The organism is Methylocella tundrae (genome assembly GCF_038024855.1).
In the GTDB taxonomy this organism is placed as follows: Bacteria; Pseudomonadota; Alphaproteobacteria; order Rhizobiales; family Beijerinckiaceae; genus Methylocapsa; species Methylocapsa tundrae.
Window position 1 is genome coordinate 352,723 of sequence record NZ_CP139089.1, and the last position, 16,685, is coordinate 369,407.

The 16,685-nt window shown below is 61.5% G+C and carries 18 protein-coding genes and 1 other RNA gene; 8 read left to right on the plus strand and 11 right to left on the minus strand.

Annotated elements, in window-relative coordinates; genetic code table 11:
* Nucleotides 1-25: 25 nt before the first annotated feature.
* Together queC and nudC are read right to left on the minus strand one after the other, a co-directional pair.
* Nucleotides 26-736, minus strand: coding sequence for a 7-cyano-7-deazaguanine synthase QueC (gene queC, locus SIN04_RS04030; protein ID WP_134486355.1), 711 nt, complete (start codon nucleotides 734-736; stop codon nucleotides 26-28).
* Complete coding sequence (gene nudC, locus SIN04_RS04035) at nucleotides 733-1,713, minus strand: NAD(+) diphosphatase (protein ID WP_134486357.1); 981 nt, start codon at nucleotides 1,711-1,713, stop codon at nucleotides 733-735. Before nudC ends, queC begins: the two co-directional genes overlap by 4 nt.
* Nucleotides 1,714-1,968: 255 nt before the next feature.
* Here nudC and ffs point away from each other — a divergent pair.
* The 4 genes from ffs (at nucleotide 1,969) to recR (ending at nucleotide 5,135) form a co-directional block, all read left to right on the plus strand.
* An RNA gene (ffs, locus tag SIN04_RS04040) (signal recognition particle sRNA small type) lies at nucleotides 1,969-2,065 on the plus strand.
* Between the two features lie 121 nt (nucleotides 2,066-2,186).
* On the plus strand, nucleotides 2,187-4,139 hold the full coding sequence (locus SIN04_RS04045; RefSeq protein WP_134486359.1) for a DNA polymerase III subunit gamma/tau: 1,953 nt from the start codon (nucleotides 2,187-2,189) through the stop codon (nucleotides 4,137-4,139).
* 53 nt (nucleotides 4,140-4,192) lie between these two features.
* The gene (locus SIN04_RS04050; RefSeq protein ID WP_134486361.1) at nucleotides 4,193-4,516 is read left to right on the plus strand and encodes a YbaB/EbfC family nucleoid-associated protein; all 324 of its coding nucleotides are present in this window, start codon (nucleotides 4,193-4,195) and stop codon (nucleotides 4,514-4,516) included.
* A 13-nt stretch (nucleotides 4,517-4,529) separates the two neighbouring features.
* Nucleotides 4,530-5,135, plus strand: a complete 606-nt coding sequence (gene recR / locus SIN04_RS04055) for a recombination mediator RecR (RefSeq protein WP_134486363.1) — start codon at nucleotides 4,530-4,532, stop codon at nucleotides 5,133-5,135.
* Nucleotides 5,136-5,321: 186 nt separating this feature from the next.
* Here the strand turns inward: recR and SIN04_RS04060 are convergent, their stop codons facing one another.
* Nucleotides 5,322-6,281 carry a DMT family transporter gene (locus SIN04_RS04060; RefSeq protein ID WP_134486365.1) on the minus strand — a complete coding sequence of 320 codons (960 nt, stop codon included), beginning with the start codon at nucleotides 6,279-6,281 and terminating at the stop codon, nucleotides 5,322-5,324.
* A 164-nt stretch (nucleotides 6,282-6,445) separates the two neighbouring features.
* Here SIN04_RS04060 and SIN04_RS04065 point away from each other — a divergent pair, with 164 nt between their 5' ends.
* Complete coding sequence (locus SIN04_RS04065; RefSeq protein WP_134486367.1) at nucleotides 6,446-6,811, plus strand: VOC family protein; 366 nt, start codon at nucleotides 6,446-6,448, stop codon at nucleotides 6,809-6,811.
* 60 nt (nucleotides 6,812-6,871) lie between these two features.
* Here the strand turns inward: SIN04_RS04065 and SIN04_RS04070 are convergent, their stop codons facing one another.
* Nucleotides 6,872-8,038: a DNA recombination protein RmuC gene (locus tag SIN04_RS04070; protein WP_134486369.1), complete on the minus strand. Its 1,167-nt coding sequence runs from the start codon at nucleotides 8,036-8,038 to the stop codon at nucleotides 6,872-6,874.
* Between the two features lie 229 nt (nucleotides 8,039-8,267).
* Between SIN04_RS04070 and SIN04_RS04075 the strand changes: the two genes are divergently transcribed.
* Entirely contained in the window at nucleotides 8,268-9,128 is an 861-nt protein-coding gene (locus tag SIN04_RS04075; RefSeq protein ID WP_134486371.1) for a YihY/virulence factor BrkB family protein, read from the plus strand.
* Here the strand turns inward: SIN04_RS04075 and SIN04_RS04080 are convergent.
* Nucleotides 9,125-9,964: a hypothetical protein gene (locus SIN04_RS04080; RefSeq protein WP_134486373.1), complete on the minus strand. Its 840-nt coding sequence runs from the start codon at nucleotides 9,962-9,964 to the stop codon at nucleotides 9,125-9,127. The two genes, SIN04_RS04075 and SIN04_RS04080, sit on opposite strands and share 4 nt — an antisense overlap.
* Nucleotides 9,965-10,218: 254 nt before the next feature.
* On the opposite strand from SIN04_RS04080, the gene SIN04_RS04085 reads away from it, so the two are divergent.
* A complete protein-coding gene (locus SIN04_RS04085; protein ID WP_134486375.1) occupies nucleotides 10,219-11,094 on the plus strand; it encodes an undecaprenyl-diphosphate phosphatase in 876 nt (291 codons plus the stop codon).
* Nucleotides 11,095-11,322: 228 nt separating this feature from the next.
* Here the strand turns inward: SIN04_RS04085 and SIN04_RS04090 are convergent, their stop codons facing one another.
* From SIN04_RS04090 to SIN04_RS04100, 3 genes are all read right to left on the minus strand, one after another.
* Complete coding sequence (locus tag SIN04_RS04090) at nucleotides 11,323-12,966, minus strand: carboxylesterase/lipase family protein (RefSeq protein WP_244605660.1); 1,644 nt, start codon at nucleotides 12,964-12,966, stop codon at nucleotides 11,323-11,325.
* 364 nt (nucleotides 12,967-13,330) lie between these two features.
* Nucleotides 13,331-13,888 (minus strand): sigma-70 family RNA polymerase sigma factor, encoded by a 558-nt coding sequence (locus SIN04_RS04095; RefSeq protein WP_134492249.1) that lies wholly within the window; start codon nucleotides 13,886-13,888, stop codon nucleotides 13,331-13,333.
* 74 nt (nucleotides 13,889-13,962) lie between these two features.
* Nucleotides 13,963-14,301, minus strand: a complete 339-nt coding sequence (locus SIN04_RS04100) for a NepR family anti-sigma factor (protein ID WP_341264232.1) — start codon at nucleotides 14,299-14,301, stop codon at nucleotides 13,963-13,965.
* A 245-nt stretch (nucleotides 14,302-14,546) separates the two neighbouring features.
* Here SIN04_RS04100 and SIN04_RS04105 point away from each other — a divergent pair, with 245 nt between their 5' ends.
* Nucleotides 14,547-15,371, plus strand: coding sequence for a response regulator (locus SIN04_RS04105; protein ID WP_134486381.1), 825 nt, complete (start codon nucleotides 14,547-14,549; stop codon nucleotides 15,369-15,371).
* Nucleotides 15,372-15,443: 72 nt separating this feature from the next.
* Here the strand turns inward: SIN04_RS04105 and SIN04_RS04110 are convergent, their stop codons facing one another.
* The 3 genes from SIN04_RS04110 to SIN04_RS04120 all read right to left on the minus strand — a co-directional run bounded on the left by SIN04_RS04110 (nucleotide 15,444) and on the right by SIN04_RS04120 (nucleotide 16,617).
* Nucleotides 15,444-16,007, minus strand: coding sequence for a hypothetical protein (locus SIN04_RS04110; RefSeq protein ID WP_134486383.1), 564 nt, complete (start codon nucleotides 16,005-16,007; stop codon nucleotides 15,444-15,446).
* Nucleotides 16,004-16,324 carry a DUF883 family protein gene (locus SIN04_RS04115; protein WP_134486385.1) on the minus strand — a complete coding sequence of 107 codons (321 nt, stop codon included), beginning with the start codon at nucleotides 16,322-16,324 and terminating at the stop codon, nucleotides 16,004-16,006. Before SIN04_RS04115 ends, SIN04_RS04110 begins: the two co-directional genes overlap by 4 nt.
* A gap of 131 nt (nucleotides 16,325-16,455) precedes the next feature.
* Nucleotides 16,456-16,617 (minus strand): DUF3309 family protein, encoded by a 162-nt coding sequence (locus SIN04_RS04120; RefSeq protein WP_134486387.1) that lies wholly within the window; start codon nucleotides 16,615-16,617, stop codon nucleotides 16,456-16,458.
* Nucleotides 16,618-16,685: the final 68 nt, after the last annotated feature.

Here is a 16,685-nt window from a genome sequence, read left to right on the forward strand (position 1 = left end):
TCGAAGCCTTCACACAGCATCCCGCTCAGCCTGACGCGTATTCGCGCCAGCCCTTGGCCCGCAGCTCGCAGGCAGGGCAATGGCCGCAACCATAGCCCCAATCGTGCCGGACGCCGCGCTCTCCAAGATAACAGGTGTGGGTGTCCTCCAGAATAATTGCGATCAGCGGCTTGCCGCCAAGACGCTCCGCGAGGCGCCAGGTGTCTGCCTTATCGAGCCACATCAACGGCGTTTCCACGTTGAATCGTGCGTCCATGCCGAGATTGAGAGCGAGCTGCATCGCCTTGACGCTATCGTCGCGGCAATCCGGATAGCCCGAAAAATCCGTTTCGCACATGCCCGCGACGATGCGGGTCAGGCCGCGCCGATAGGCGAGCGCTCCGGCAAAGGTGAGAAACATGAGATTGCGGCCGGGCACGAAAGTATTCGGCAGGCCGCGCTCGTCCATGACGATGGCGACGTCATGCGTCATCGCGGTGGTCGAGATTTCAGCGAGCGCCGCGATGCTGACGAGGTGATCCTCGCCGAGTTTTTCGCGCCAGGCCGGAAATTCGCGCGTTAATGCGTCGCGGATGACGGCGCGCTGGCTCAGTTCGATGCGATGTCTCTGATTGTAGTCGAAACCGATCGTCTCGACATGGTCATAGCGCTCGAGCGCATAAGCAAGACATGTAGTCGAATCCTGGCCGCCGGAAAACAAGGTCAGGGCCTTGCGGCTCAAAGGCTTTTCGCTCAAAGGCTTGCCGCTCCCCTGATCTCGAAGGGGATGTCGTCATAGGCCCAGGCCGTCAGCAGAAGGTTCGCGATAGCGACTTTGGAGGGGCAGGTGAGGCCGGAAGGATGCGTCCGTTCGAGCATCCGGCGCACCTCGTCGCGGCGGAACCATCGCGCGTCCTCGAGCTCTTTATCGTCAAGGGAAAGATCGCGGCCTAGGGCCTCGCCGATGCAGCCGATCATCAGCGAGCTTGGAAAGGGCCAAGGCTGAGAGGCGAGATAATCAACCCGGCCCACGGCGATTCCCGCCTCTTCGGCCACTTCCCGGCGCACGGCGTCCTCGATCGTCTCGCCCGATTCCATGAATCCGGCGAGGCAGGAATACATCTTTGGCGCGAAAGCCGCCTGTCGGCCGAGGAGGCAGTCCTCGCCATCGACGATCAGCATGATGACGGCGGGATCAGTGCGCGGGAAATGCTGCGCGCCGCAACGGTCGCATCCACGGCGCCAGCCGCCGGCGAGGGATCTCGTCGGCGCGCCGCAGTTCGAGCAGAAACGGTGCCGCACGTGCCATGACAAAAGGCTCTTGGCTTCGCCGAGCGGACCGACGACCTCGGCCGGCAGGAGGCCCTGCGTCGCGATCAGGCGAATGTCGATGAAGGCGATCTTCTCGCCGGCCGGGGCGTCCTCCGACCGCTCAATGAGGCTGGCGAACAGCGCCAGCTCCTCGTCGCAGCCAAGGAAGGCGGTTTCCTGGATTTTGCCAAGCTCCGCCGCCTCGGCGAGGGTAAAAAAGGGATCGAACCCGCCGGGGCCGCGCTTCACGATCGGCAGGTCCTCGGAAAAAACCAGCGTGCGCGCAGTCTCCGAACGGCTCATCTGTTCGAGAAATGCGGCGTCTTGGCGGCGCATCGACATACGGTTCAGCGGATTGAGGGCAAATCCCGCGGACGCCGAGCGGTCCTTGACGTGAGGTGGATTGGTCGCGCTGCCGTGCATGGGTCGTCCTCGACTGGAGCATTTTCAAGCGAGGGCTATGCCGGGTCGCCTGCAGAAATAGCGAGAAAACAAAGAACTGGACCAGGATCCGATGCGACTGAACCGGAAGGGTCTGGCGTGAGGCCGGGGCCATCTGCGGGAGAACTTAAGCCTTTCCGCCCCCGTCGCCAAATCCTGCGCGAATCAGCGCAGACGAATATTTGTCTCCTATCCAAAAAGGTTGCGAAATTTGCGGCGGCGGTCCAAATAGGGGGCGGGAGGTTGGCGGTGGACGCACCACTCGCCAACCGGGTCAGGTCCGGAAGGAAGCAGCCCTAACGAGACCGGGCGGGTCTCTGTCCAGCCTCCCACCTTGTAAAATGCGCCGCAGCGACCGAGGCCGCCGCCGCGCCGAACGCAAAGCGTCCAACGGCTGACTTCGTTCAGGCCGTCTATGCCTCTTGAACGGGTCTGCTCTTGAACGGGTCTTGGCGATGCAAGACGATCGCATCGACGGTGCGAACGGCCAAAGCGATGCGGCGATGAGCGAGGGGTCTTCGACTCCGGCGGCCTTGCCGTTAGACGCCCCGACGCAAAGCGCCGCTCCCTATCGCGTTCTTGCCCGAAAATATCGCCCGGCGGGTTTTGAGGATCTGATCGGCCAGGAGGCCATGGTCAGGACGCTCTCCAACGCCTTTGACCTCGATCGCATTCATCAGGCCTATATTCTGACGGGGGTTCGCGGCGTCGGCAAGACGACGACGGCGCGCATTCTGGCGCGCGCCTTCAATTATGAGCTGCCCGCGCGGGAGGGCCGCGCGGCGGTGACGCGCCCGACGATCGATATGCCGGAGTTCGGCGTCCATTGTCAGGCGATCATCGAATCGCGCCATGTCGACGTCATCGAGATGGACGCCGCCTCCCACACCGGCATCGACGACGTGCGCGAGATCATCGAAGGGGCGCGCTACCGCCCGGTCATGGCGCGGACAAAAGTCTACATCATCGACGAAGTGCATATGCTCTCGAAGCAGGCCTTCAACGGCCTTTTGAAAACGCTGGAAGAGCCGCCGGACCACGTCAAATTCCTGTTTGCGACAACCGAAATCGAGAAAGTGCCGGTGACGGTGCGCTCGCGCTGCCAGAGATTCGACCTGCGCCGGATCGAGGCCGGCGTGCTCATCAAATATCTCGGCGGCATCTGCGCCAAGGAAGGCGTCGCCATCGAAGACGAGGCTCTCGCCCTGATCGCGCGCGCGGCGGAAGGCTCGGCGCGGGATGCGCTCTCGCTGCTTGATCAGGCGATCGCGCATGGACCGGCCGCGGGGCAACGGCAGGGGCTGGGGCAGGGGCTGATCGCCGCCGAAACGTTGCGCGCCATGCTCGGCCTTGCCGATCGCGGCCGGATCATCGATCTCTTTCAAAGCCTGATGCAAGGGCAGATGGCGCAGGCTCTTGGCGGGCTGAAAGAGCTTTACGACAGCGGCGCGGATCCTGCGGCCATCCTTATCGAACTTGCCGAATTCGTGCATCTCGTCACGCGGCTGAAGCTCGCGCCGGAGGCGGTCAATGACGCCGCCATCACTCCCGACGAACGCAGTCGCGGCATGAGCTTCGCCGAGAATCTGCCGATGTCGGTTTTGTCGAGAGTGTGGCAATTGCTCTCGAAAGGTTTGCAGGAAGTCAAGGACTCCGCTCGCCCGCTCGCCGCCGCGGATATGGTTCTGGTGCGCCTCGCTTATGCGGCGGATCTGCCGACTCCGGACGAGGCTTTGCGCAAGCTGGCGTCACTGACCCATAATTTTTCGGCGCCGGGGGACGCCGGCAAGAGCGATGCCGGCAAGAGCGGGGGAAGCTCAGGAGCCGCCGCGCCGCCGGCGGCCGCGCCAGGCTCGGCTCAGGCGCGGCCGGTGCGGGATCTTGCCGCGGGCGCCGTTCGATCGTCCGGCGCGGCGAGGGCGCTCGCGCCGCAGCGGGAGACGGCCGATCCAGCGCCACGGCTCGAGCGGTTCGAAGAGATCGTCGCGCTCGCCGCGCAACATCGCGACATCCAATTGAAGCTCGCGCTCGAACGAGATGTGCGGCTGGTGCGTTTCGAGGATGGCTCCATCGAATTTTCGACGGCGCCCGGCGCTTCGCCGCAGCTGGCGCAGACGTTGATGCGCCGATTGCAGGAATGGACGGGACGGCGCTGGATGGTCGCTGTCTCAAACGAAGCCGGTGCGCCAAGCCTGAGAGAGGTGGCGGACGCCAGGGCGCAGGAGGCAATGAATGGCGTGCGCGCCGATCCTTTCGTGCGCCGCGCGCTTGAAGTGTTTCCCGGCGCCGAGATCGTCGCCGTTCGCGCGGCGGAGGAGGCGGCGCCGGCGGCTGTACCGCAGGCCGCGAAATCCGATGACGAAGACATCGGATTCGTGGATGACGACGCGATCGAGGCCGATCAGTGACCAGCGACCTTTCAAAGCATCCATCAGCCGCCGATCAAGAAAGAGGTTCAATAATGCGCGACATGTTGGGATTGATGAAGCAGGCCCAGGCCATGCAGGAGAAAATCCAGGAAATGCAGGCCGAGATGGAGCGTCTCGAGGTTGAAGGACAATCGGGCGGAGGCATGGTCCGCGTCACGCTCAGCGCCAAGGGACAGCTGAGGAACGTCGCCATCGATGACCAGCTGATGAAAGCGGAGGAGAAACAGATCCTCGAAGACCTCATTATCACCGCGCATGAGGACGCGCGCAAAAAGGCCGAGCGTCTGATGGAAGAGAAGATGCAGGGCATGACCGCCGGACTGTCTCTGCCGCCTGGCATGAAACTGCCTTTTTAGGGGCGGCGCCGTAGTGGGAGAACGCGTTTCGGGGCCTGAAATCGAGCGGCTGATCCAGTTGCTCGCGCGCTTGCCGGGGCTGGGGCCGCGCTCCGCGCGCCGCGCCGCGCTGCATCTGATCCGCAAACGCGAGGAGCTGTTTGGGCCGCTTACGGAGGCGATGCAGGTGGCGCGGGAAAAAATCGTCACCTGCTCGGTGTGCGGCAATGTCGATACGCTAGATCCCTGCACGATCTGCCGGGATGAGCGGCGCGATCCCGCGACGCTGGTCGTCGTCGAGACGGTCGCCGATCTCTGGGCGCTGGAGCGAGCCGCGGCCTTGCGCGCGTGCTATCATGTGCTTGGCGGAACCTTGTCGCCGCTCGATGGGGTCGGACCAAAGGATTTGAACCTCGCGAGCCTTGCCGAACGTGTGGCGCGGGGCGAAATCCGCGAGGTGATTCTTGCCGTCAACGCCACGGTGGACGGGCAGACGACCGCGCATTACATCACCGACCTGCTGGCGCATTTCAATGTCAAGACGACGCGCCTCGCGCATGGCGTTCCGGTCGGCGGCGAGCTCGACTATCTCGATGAAGGCACGCTCGCCGCGGCGATCCGCGCGCGCACGGATTTTTAAGCACGACGCCGAAAAGTTGCAGACTTTTCGGATCAGAGTCGGGCGTCAAAAAAGAGGCTTAAAGAGCGGAATGCGATTCCCCATGAACGCGTTCTGCTCAAAAGCATGACTCCGAAAAGTTGCGGAATTTTCGGATCAAAGTTGTGCGTCAAAACGAGAGGCTTAAAGAGCGGAATGCGATTTTGTTTAGCCGCGCGCCGCGCTAAGTTCTTTCTCCTCTTTGCGCGGCGTCCGATTGACGAGCCAGAGGCTGAGGCCGACTAGCGCGCCGCCGAGCGCCTGCGGGGCGGTGATGGTGGTGCGTAGCACGAGCGTTGAGAGAATGACCGTGAACAGCGGCGCGAGAAAAAGGTAGGAGCTCGAACGCGTCGCGCCGCCGCGCTTCAAAGCCAGAAACCAGAGCCCGAACGAGACCGTTGATCCGGGGATGGCGAGCCAGAAAAACCAGCCCAAGGCCGCGACGGATAGATGCGCCGGCCAATGTTCGCCGCGCGCATAAGCGACGCACAGCAACGCCAGCGCCCCGGCCAGCATCTGCCAGAAAGTCAGCGCCCATGTATCGATGGGCAGCCGCGCGCGCCTGTTGACGATTGTCGACGCCGTCCATGAAAGCGCGGCGAGGAGAGCCAGCAATTCGCCTCCGATGGCGTCAGCGTTGAGGCTGAACGCGCCGCCCAGCGCAAAGCCGACGCCGGCGATCCCCAGAGCCAGTCCCATTACTTTCAGGCGGGACAGTTTTTCATCGAGAGCGGCATGGCCGATCAGTGCGACCCATAAAGGATTTGTGAACAGCAGGATCGCGGCGCTTGGCGGGGAAATCGTCTCCATCGCCCAGAACAAAAGACCCATGGCGAGCGCCGTCTGCAGAATGCCGATCGCGGCGACGGTGGCCCAATCGGAAAAGCCAAACCGGGACGGAAAGAGAGCGGCGAAAAAATGATCCGCGCGGCTGCGCAAAACCACCGCCGCGGCCAGCGCCGCGAGCACGAAGCGCCAGCCGACAAGGAGAAAAGCCGGAACGCCGTCCGCGAGCAGGATTTTGCCGGCGATGAAGCTCGAGGCCATCAGAAATGTCGCGGTGATCAGAATTACGTAATAAACCGCCGCGCTTTGATCGTGCGGCCGCCTGGGCTTTATCGACGTCATGCGGCTTCGGCTCCGGGCATAAAAAACCTTTCCTGTGACTTTTTGCTTCGGTTCGCGTTTGCCCGGTGCTTTCTTTATGCCGAAGCCTCCTCCAGAGGCGCGGCGCGTGGAGAAGAGACCAGGACGCGACAAGAACCCGGGATCGATAACGTCAAGGAGGAAACATGGCCAATCCTTTCGTGCACATCGAACTGACGACGACCGATATTGATAAAGCCAAGACTTTCTATCAGGGCCTGTTCGATTGGGAGCTGACGGATCAGGAAATCGGACCCGGAATGACCTATACGATGATCAAGGTCGGCGAGGGCACGGGCGGCGGCATGATGCAAGCGCCAACGCCCGGAATGCCGTCAGCCTGGATGCCCTATGTGCTGGTCGATGACGTTGTGGCGGCGACGGCCAAGGCGAAATCGCTCGGCGCGACGATCTGCCATGAGGTGATGGAGGTCATGGACGCGGGCTCGCTCGCAATCATCACAGATCCGACGGGCGCGACGCTCGGCTTCTGGCAGCCCAAGGCGAAGTAACCCGGAGCATGCCCGGTCCAGGATGCGGTTCGCCAGGCTTTCAAGCTTGGCGGCCATGCGTTATTCGGCGGCTTTGAGCTTTTCGACGCCAGTGATGTCCGCCGCCTCGGCAAAGTCCATCTGATCGATGCGCTCGCCGCATTTGGCGATCCTGTCGGCGGCGGCGAGAAGCCCCGCCACATCCTCCTGCGCGTTCTGAAAATGTGCGCCGAGCTTTGTCGCGCGGGCGCGCAGCTTTGCGACGTCGTCGACGAGACGGCGCACCTCCGCCTGAATGATATGCGTCTGTTCGCGCACTCTCTCGTCGCGCACGATCGCCTGCATGACCTGCACCGCCATCATCAGGAGCGAGGGCGAGACGATGATGATGCGGTTGCGGTGGGCCTTTTGAACGATGTCGTCGAAATGCTCGTTGATGTCGGCATAAAGTGATTCCGCCGGCACGAACAAAAGCGCGATGTCCTGGGTTTCGTCAGGCAGGAAATAGCGCTCGGCGATATCCTTGATATGTTTTCCGACGTCCGCGCGCACCCGCGCCGCCGCATATTTGCGCGCTTCCGCGTCGACCGCCGCCTTGAGCGCGGTGAATGCCTCGAGCGGGAATTTCGCGTCGATTACCATCAGGCGCGAATCGCCCGGCAGCCGGATGACGCAATCAGGGCGCATTCGATTGGAGAGTGTGTGCTGGAAGGCGTAAGCCGACTGAGGCAAGGCGTCTTTGACGATCGTCTCGAGACGGCCTTGTCCGAAGGCGCCGCGCGCCTGTTTGTTGGCGAGGATGTCCTTGAGGCCGACGACTTCCTGCGTCAGTCCCGTCAGCCGCGCCTGCGCGGCGTCGATGACCGCCAGCCGCTCGTTCAGTTTCGCCAGCTGCTCGCCAGCGGTTTTGCCGGATGCTTCAACCCCGGCGCCGACGCGCGCGCCGACCGCGTCGAGGCGCTCGGCGACGAATCGCGCAAGGTCCGACTGGCGCGATCCGAGCGTTTCGGCGACGCTGCGCACGCGGCCTGACAGCTCCGCATTCTGCCGCGCGAGGATCGCCATGACGCGCTCCATCTCGCGCTGACGCTCCGCCGCGCTCGCAGCCTCGAGCCTGCGCTGATGCGCCGCCCGGCTGGCGCTTGCCGCCATGAAAACGAGTAGACCAAGCGCAAGCGCCGCCGCGGCCAGCAGCAAATGCGAGACCGCGATCGGCGCGCCATTGAGCGTCAAGACAAGGCGGTCCATGAAGGGTGCTGACCGATTCGCGCCAATACTGGGAACGAATCTAGAACATTTGACACATGCTGTTCAAGAGCAGAGGGCATGTTGCAAAGGCCCCTCGCGCTCCGCTGCGGAAGACCGCAGGGAAAACGCGGCTTCCTTTGCGGCGCGCCTCTTTGAGATGAATGTCGGCGTGGCGCGCTTGCGGCTTTTTGGCTCATGATCGCTTCGAGGCGGCGGGACTTTCAGCAAAATGCGATCAGCTTTTAATATTGTCTATGACGCCATCACGCGCTTCCTGCAGGATGACGGCTGGGCGATCTCGAGCCATATCGCTCTGTCGATCCTGACGTCGATGTTCCCGTTTCTGATTTTCGTCACCGCGCTCGCCGGCTTCCTCGGCTCCGAAAGCCTCGCCAGCGAAGCGGTGCAGATTCTTTTTCAAACCTGGCCCGACCAGGTCGCAAAGCCCCTTGCGAGCGAAGTTCACAATGTGTTGACACAGGCGCGCGGCGGCTTGTTGACGCTTGGCGTCGTTCTGTCGATCTATTTTTCATCGAGCGGCGTCGAGGCGCTGCGGATCGGATTGAACCGCGCCTATGACGTCAAGGAGATGCGGCCCTGGTATGTCTTGCGCCTCGAATCCATCGCTTACGTGCTGGTCGGCGCCGTTGCGCTGCTGACGCTGACGCTGCTCGTCGTTTTCGCCCCTCTGACCTGGAACATCGCGCTGCGTTTTGCGCCCCATATCGAGCCGCTCGACAGGTTTGTCACTCTGAGCCGCTTCGGCATCGCGACGCTTGTCTTGCTGCTGGCGCTTGTCATCGTGCACAAATTTCTGCCGGCCGGACGCCGCAAGCTGCTCGATATCATACCCGGCATCGTGTTTACCTTTGGCCTCTGGGTCGTCGTCGGAGCGATCTTTGGCTCCTATCTCGCGGAATTCGCGCGCAATTATGTGACGACCTACGCCGGCCTCGCCTCGGTGATGATCGCGCTGGTCTTTCTGTATATGATCGCCGCAATATTCATCTTCGGCGGCGAATTGAACGCCGCCTTGATGCGGGCCGGCGAGAAACAGCCGGAGAAGCAGCCTGAACGCTTTGATGATTAGGGTTCGCTGAGCAGCGCTGCGACGCCGATGCGCGCGTCGGGCGGCGCGGTGAGGGCGATCATCTTCAGGACTTCGCCCGCGCTGCGGTAATGACTGAGCTCCTCGACCCCGCGATCGAGCGCGTCCAGCGCCTGCGGGGCTGTGATGGCGACGATGAGGTCGGTTCCGAACGGCTCGCGCACCTGAAAGGTCCAGGCGAATGTCGGCGTTGTAATGACGCGCGCATCAGCGCCAATCGGGTACAGCGCCTGCACGACGCCATCGCCGCTGACGGTGAAAAGAACGAGCGCCCGGCGGAGCATATCGCCGAGTTCGACTTCGACTTTGTCGCCCTTGCGCCGGACTGTCCCGCTGGGGGAGAGCCGGATCGATTGCGGCCGCGCCGCCGCGAGCTTTGCAAGGCCGTCTGCGAGAGCCATTCGATCGATCACGTCGGGCAAATCATCCGCGCCGACGTCATAGGCGATGATCTCGCCTTTCGAGATCGCCTCGCGCGAGCCCGGATCAAAAATGAGGTCTGGGCCCTCCGACGCCGCGACAATGTCGAAAGGCGCCGCCTGCGGCTTCAGCCCCGCGAGCAGGCTGGCGTCGCCGGCGGAGAGAGCGACCCGGATGCGATCAAGCTTCGGCGCTTTGCCGGCGTCGGGCGAGGCTTCCATCATCTGCGGAAAAGCGTTGAGCGGGAGCATCGCGTCGCCTGGACTGAGCAGCCGGACGCCGCAATGCGCCGGCGAAAAGCTCAGCGTCAGCAGGGCCGCGGCCAAACGTCCCAGATGGGGGCGCCATGACGGGTTGATCGCCGGATTTCTGCGCCGCCGAATGGAGATTTTGCGCATCAAACTGTCTACCCATGCGCCGGAGCGTTTCCCGCTTTCGCCATGATCCTCAAGGCAAAGCGCGGCCTGACCAGTTTTGCCGCAACTTGCGCCTTTGAGCCAGCCTCGATGCCGTTTTTGCTAAAATTCTCCGTTTTGCCGCAAAGCCGCCGCCGCCATTAGCTCTGCATTGATCTTCTTCGCGGAAACTGGAAAAACGGAAGCGGACGTGATCCGCGTTCGATCGCGCCACGCAAACCTCGGGGATACCAAAGATGGCATCTGCCTGCACTGAAGGGCTCGATACTGGCTTCGTCGCCCTTGGATACGCCAAGGTCGGCGTTCTTGGCGTCGTTCAAGGCATCACCGAGCTTTTACCGATCTCCTCGACGGCCCATATGCGAATCGTTCCGGCGCTTTTGGGCTGGCGGGATCCGGGCTCGGCGTTTTCCGCGGCGATGCAGATCGCGGCGCTCGCCGCCGTGATCAGCTATTTCTGGAGCGATGTTCGTGGTCTCGTCTTCGGTTCGGTCGAGGCCGCTCTGCGGCGCGATTTCTCCGACTGGAATTTTCGCTTTGCCGCCTGGATCATTCTGGCGACGATCCCGATCGTCATTGCCGGCGTCTTGCTGGCGCCGATCCTAAACGCCTGCGGCTCTCCATTGCGCAGTCTTACTGTCATCGGCTTGTCATGCGTCGTCATGGCGGTGCTGCTGGCGCTTGCCGAGCTCTACTCGAGACCAAAGCGGACCGTCGAGCACGCGACGCTCACCGACGCCCTTGTCGTCGGCGTCGCGCAGGTCGGAGCGCTTATCCCCGGCGTCTCGCGCTCCGGCTCGACCCTGACGGCCGCTCTGTTCCGGGATTTCAAACGGGACGAGGCGGCGCGCTTTTCATTCCTGCTTGGCATTCCAGCGATCGCCGCCGCGGGTCTCCATGAACTTTGGGCGCTTCACAAAGCCCATCTCGACGCGCATGGCTGGTCGATCCTGGCATTTGGACTGGTCATCGCCTCGATCTCCGCCTTCGGCGCAATCTGGGGGCTCCTGCGCATCCTCGAGCGGTTTTCGGCGTGGCCCTTCGTCGCCTATCGCGCGCTGATCGGAATTTTCCTTTTGGTCGCCGTCTTTGCCGGCTGGCTGCCAAACTGAAGCGAGACTTGACCCCTGGTGGACCTGACAGCCATCGAAAGCCCATACTAGGAGGTGGAGCTCTGGCCTGTCCCATAGCCACGGATTTGGGAGTGAGAGTCGCTTGAACGTCGTTTTGACTACAGCCTCGGTCGGACGTCGCCGTCCAAGGCTGTAGTCGATATTGTGAAGTCCGGTCGCAGCAGGCTTTAACGCTCTCTTACGACATGGTTGCCCAGGCTCACGGCGCTACTTCAGTATGGTGTCCCAGAAATCGCACTTGTTGGCGGCTGCGTATTCGGCGTCCGACATGGTCGAGAGGACTGGGATGTTCTCCGAAAGATAATAAGCTTTATTGGGCTGGAGCCGATAACGCGGCCACGGGCTGTTTCCTTGTCCGTTCGGATTCCCGGTCCAGGCAAAGTTCGTCCAGGCTGTGACAAGCTGATCCGAGAGGGCCTGCTGCATCTTGTTCAGAGGATGAGGAATGCCGTCCGCGCCGCCGTGCCACAGAGGAAATAGATATTGAATGTCGGAGGTGTGATACGCGAGTGGCTGGAAGCCTGGCATCTTGGGGAAGTAGAACGGAGCTGTTTGGTCATCAAACTCATAGGCGTAGACAGGCACTTGATTGGCGATTGATTTAAGGATTTGCCGCGTTGTGCAAGGGAAGAACACACTCCCTTGCGTCGAGACCGCATCCATCGCCAATTGTGGCGTCGGGTAAGCGTAAAGGGGATAGTGAGCGAGAACCTTGTCGACGACGCCGACCGGATAGGGCGGAGGCGAGCCAGCGGGCCCGGAGTTGCCGGTATAGGTGCTCTTGACCAGATTTACGAAGTCCGCCTCCGTAAATGGCACTCGAGGATTCTCGCCATATTCCGTGATCGCCAAGCCGAAGTTGCCTTCGTCGTGCGTTGAGCCGCTGATGACGGGCACATGGTTGAATTGACCATTCTTGAAGGCGGCCCTAATCCCGTTCGCTGGCAAGATCTGGCCGTCCGCTATCACGCCGTTAGTCGTGCTGTAAGGTCCGCTGACGCTCAGGTTCATGATCTGCGCCGCAGTTAGACTGCGCAAACATTTGGCGGTGGCGGCGTCCGCCCCCGACCCGCAGCCGGCCGCGACGGCGAAGGCTGTTCCATGCGCTTCGGCGAACGCCAATGGCGCCGGCTCCTGGACGCCGCTTTCCCAGATCGCCCGATGGAACAGCCCCGCGGCGAGTGGCGACACCATATTGGCTTGCGTGTCGAGGGAGCCCGCAGACTGGCCGCCGAGCGTGACATTGTTTTTATCGCCGCCGAATTCGGCGATGTTGCGCCTCACCCATTTGAGCGCCATCTGCTGGTCCAACAGGCCGTAATTGCCGAAGGGATGGCCCTCAGCGTCCAACGCCGGATGCGCGATCCAGCCAAGCAAGCTGAGCCGGTAGTTGATGGTGACGACGACCGTGTGGCCATCCGCCGCGAGCTTCGAGCCGTCATAGCCGTCGCTCGCGCCGTCAACATTGCCGCCGCCGTGGATCCAGACAATCACCGGAAGCTTTTCTCTCGCAGCGGGATCGACGTTCGGCGAGTAAACGTTGAGATACAGGCAGTCCTCATTGTTGTTCGGCGGCCCGGCGAACAAGCCGAGCGTGACAATCTGGGCGCACTGCGGTCCAAAGGCGGTGGCCTTCAAAACATTGGACCAGTGTGCGTGCTTTTTCGGCGGCATCCAGCGTAGATCGCCGACCGGCGGTTCGGCGTAGGGAATGCCAAGGAATTCGGCTATGCCGTTCTTGAGAAAGCCGCGAACGGGGCCTTCCTTAGTGTCGACGCGTAGCGGGTTCTTTGCGTCAGCCTGCATCGGCGCCATCAGCGCCCCCGCGGCGACCACCAACCCCAGCGCCATTCCAGTTTTCGCAGAAGATCTTGCTCTCGCTGCGCATGCGCGCGCAGACAGCCATAACGTTGCAAGCTTAGGCATGTTTCCCCCCAATCGTCTTTTCGGCGTTTTTCTGTCACTCGCGAGTGCGTGGCAGAGGGAAACATAGTCGCGTTGGCTTCACGCAATCTTCCACGAAATTCAGATACATATCATGAATTGGCTCTCGACGATGTCAGCCATCATGCTCGGCGAGGGTTCGCCGCATGTCGCCGCGCCGAGGCTGTCAGCATCAAAGCGAATCTTTCACAAATCGCGCCGAGGTTGGGCTCAGCCCATGAGGCGAGAGATCGTCGGCGCAGCCGGTTCGCCGAGCCGGCTGCGAGGCATTTCAATCGCCGCCGCCGCGCGAATAACGCTGGCCGACGAGAATGGGATCGACCGCCTGCCAATCACCGTCATCTCCGAACTCGCTACTGGAGCTGATCGACAGAAGATCAGCGAGCCGGCTGCGGGCTCTGTTGACGCGGCTCTTCATCGTGCCAACGGCGCAGCCGCACACGCCCGCGGCTTCTTCATAGGAGAGGCCGGAGCCGCCGATAAGTATCAAGGCTTCGCGCTGGTCCGTCGGAAGCTGTTGCAAGGCCTCACGGAAGTCCAGCATGTCCATGTGGCTGTTCTGCGCCGGCGCTGTCGCGAGCTTTCCGGCAATCGCGCCGTCCGAATCAGCGACTTCCCTGCGCCGCTTGCGATATTCGGAATAATAGATGTTGCGCAGGATGGTGAAGAGCCAGGCCCGCAGGTTGGTGCCCTCGACGAAAGAGCCGAGCTTGCTCCAGGCCTTGACGAGCGTTTCCTGCACAAGGTCGTCCGCGCGATCGAGATTGCCGCATAAGGACACTGCGAAGGCGCGCAAATTGGGAATGACGGCGAGAATGTCGGCCGTCATTTGAGCGCTCGCTACATGATCGACGGGAGCATCCGCCGCATCGTCGTCTTCGAGAAGGTCCTTCTCCTCAACTGTCACGGAGCATCCTTCTTCAACTGTGCGCCGGGAGCGCGCTCGAGCTGCTTTAAAAGATCGAAAAACCGGTCAGGGACCGGCTGCGACAGGACGTCATTATAAACGCTGCGCAATCCGAGCCCGATCTGATCAGCGATGTCCGGTTTGGCGGAAGGCTTTCTCGACCGTGGCGCGGAAACGACATTTCCTTCTGCACAATGGTTGAATCTGAACATATCATCTTCCGATTCGGAGTCGTCATTCTCACGAATTGCCGCCCCCTTCATGATTCCTGCGCGCGACTTCGTTATTTTCGTCACCGGGTCACCTTTGCTGCGGTTTTCACCGTTGCTCATCATTTCCCCTCACGCGGCCTTTATATTGCCGACATTCGGCGATTACGATGCAATCTTCATGGCCGTATTTTTGTCTGATGTCTTGCTAAATCAATTCCGAAGCCGCAAATCCTGTTAACCTGCCAAGCCCCGGTGTTCGAACGCTTCGCGCCGCACAAAGTTCCGGGATCGGGGAACCTTTTCTGAGACTTGGGATTTTTGTGAAGAAGCCGCTTCAAGCGGCGCAGATGTCCATAGGGGCTTAATTGATGTCGATATCTCAGGCTATCTCCTCGCATATCCCTTATCTGCGCAGATTTTCTCGCGCTCTGACGGGATCACAAGCTGGCGGAGATGCTTATGTGCTTGCGACTCTCGAGGCAATTGTTGCGGATCCCTCGGCATTTGAGAAAGAGCTCGACGTCCGCACTGCGCTGTACAGGCTTTTCCTGAAGGTGTGGAGCTCCGTCTCCGTTAATGACCACGTCGACGACATCGGCTTCTCCGGAGACGAGGTCGGCGCTCATCGCAATCTGGAGGCCATTACATTACGCCCGCGCATTGCATTCCTCCTGAGTTCGCTCGAAGGATTTAACACCGCCGAAGTCGCGGCGACCCTCGTCTGTTCGATCGACGAAGCCGCTGCTTTGATCGACGCCGCCGGCAAGGAGATCGCCAATCAGATTCGCACCGACGTCGTGATCATCGAGGATGAGCCTTTCATCGCGCTCGACTTGCAGACTTTGGTCGAGGAGCAGGGCCACAGGGTCATCGCCGTGGCGCGGACTCACCGCGAAGCGGTCGAGGCCGTCAATAAGGAACGTCCCGGACTGATCCTCGCGGACATTCAACTCGCCGACGGCAGTTCTGGCCTTGAGGCGGTCAATGAAATCCTCGGGTCCTTCTCAGTGCCGGTGATTTTCATTACTGCTTATCCCGAGAGATTCCTGACCGGCGCGCCGCCGGAGCCGGCCTTCCTCATCACCAAGCCGTTCGGCGTCGACAGCCTCAAAGCCGTTATCAGCCAGGCGCTGTTTTTCGATCGCAAATCGCATCGCAAGGACGAACCAGAATCAAAAAGCGCGCTCGTTTAAGCGCGCTGCGGAAAGCTCCAGGATCGATTCGGCGCAAGCCGAATCGATCCTTTTTCTTTCAATCCTCGATGTTCAAAACAGCGTTCGTTTCGTGCCGAGCGTTCGTCCGAGGAACACGCCGGCGCCGACGGCGAAAGCGACAAGTGAAAATGGGTTCAATTGCTTGACGACTTCGGCGCCCGCCTCGATGGCGATAACCTCCTTTTCAAGTCCGGCCTCGCGCAATACGCCCAGCACCGGAGCCACGGCGGCGTCGATGTTAGCGGCGAATGCCGCATTGGGCGGGGATGGCGGCGCCGCTTGGGCTCCGACGGACGCCGCAGCCACGACAGGGGTGGCGCTCGCGACGGTCGCGGAAGGCGCAGTTGCGGATGGAGCGGGCGAAGGACGCCGCAGCGCCAGCACGAGAAATATGATAGCGCCGACGAGATAGAGCGCCGCGACGCACGAGGCGGCCGCCAGCGAGCCCCATAATCCTTGTAGATAGAGAAAGAGATCAACCGTCAAAAACACCGAGGCTGCGATGGCGCAGCCCGTCGCCATGGCGATGAGGGCGGCCGTCCGGATCAGCCGCGCAAGCATCTCCTCCAGCGGAGCGACCGCCTCATGCGCCAGCCGCTTGATCAAGGGGTTCATTTGCGTGCGCGGCTCAGCAATCCGATAATCAGACCTGTTGCCAGAGCGATGAGAACCGCGATCAGGGGATTGCGCTCGATGGTGGCTTCGAGATCCGAGCTTGCGCCAGCGAGCCGATGCTTGGCGTCGGACGCGCTGTCGGACAGCTTTTGTCGCGCGGCGTCGACAGCGCCATAGACCGAATCGGAGGTAGCCGAAGCCTCGGCTTTGACCAATTTTGTCACCGACGCCGTAAGCTTTGTGATGTCGTCGCGCAAGGCGGCGAGATCGGCGCTCAGATTTTGCGATGCTTCTTCAAGGATTTTGGTGTCAGTCATATTAACTCCGAATGTGTGACAGACGCGGGCTGCTCAAGCGAGGGTTGACTACGGCTTCCCATTTTATCCAGCGACCCAAGGCGCCTTCAAGAATGCGGCTCAGGACCAAATCAGCACGCCCCAAGTCTGCGCTAAATGCCGCCACGTGTCAGCAACACAATGACGAGCACGACCAGAAGAACTCCAACAATCCCGGAAGGGCCATAACCCCAACTGCGGCTGTACGGCCACGAGGGGAGGGCGCCGAGGAGTATCAAAACAAGGATTATGAGAAGGATTGTCGTAAGAGACATGAGACGCTCCTTTTGCAGGATCGCGGCTGAGCAAGTTGAAAATCAACTCACACGCTGTTGTATTGGTT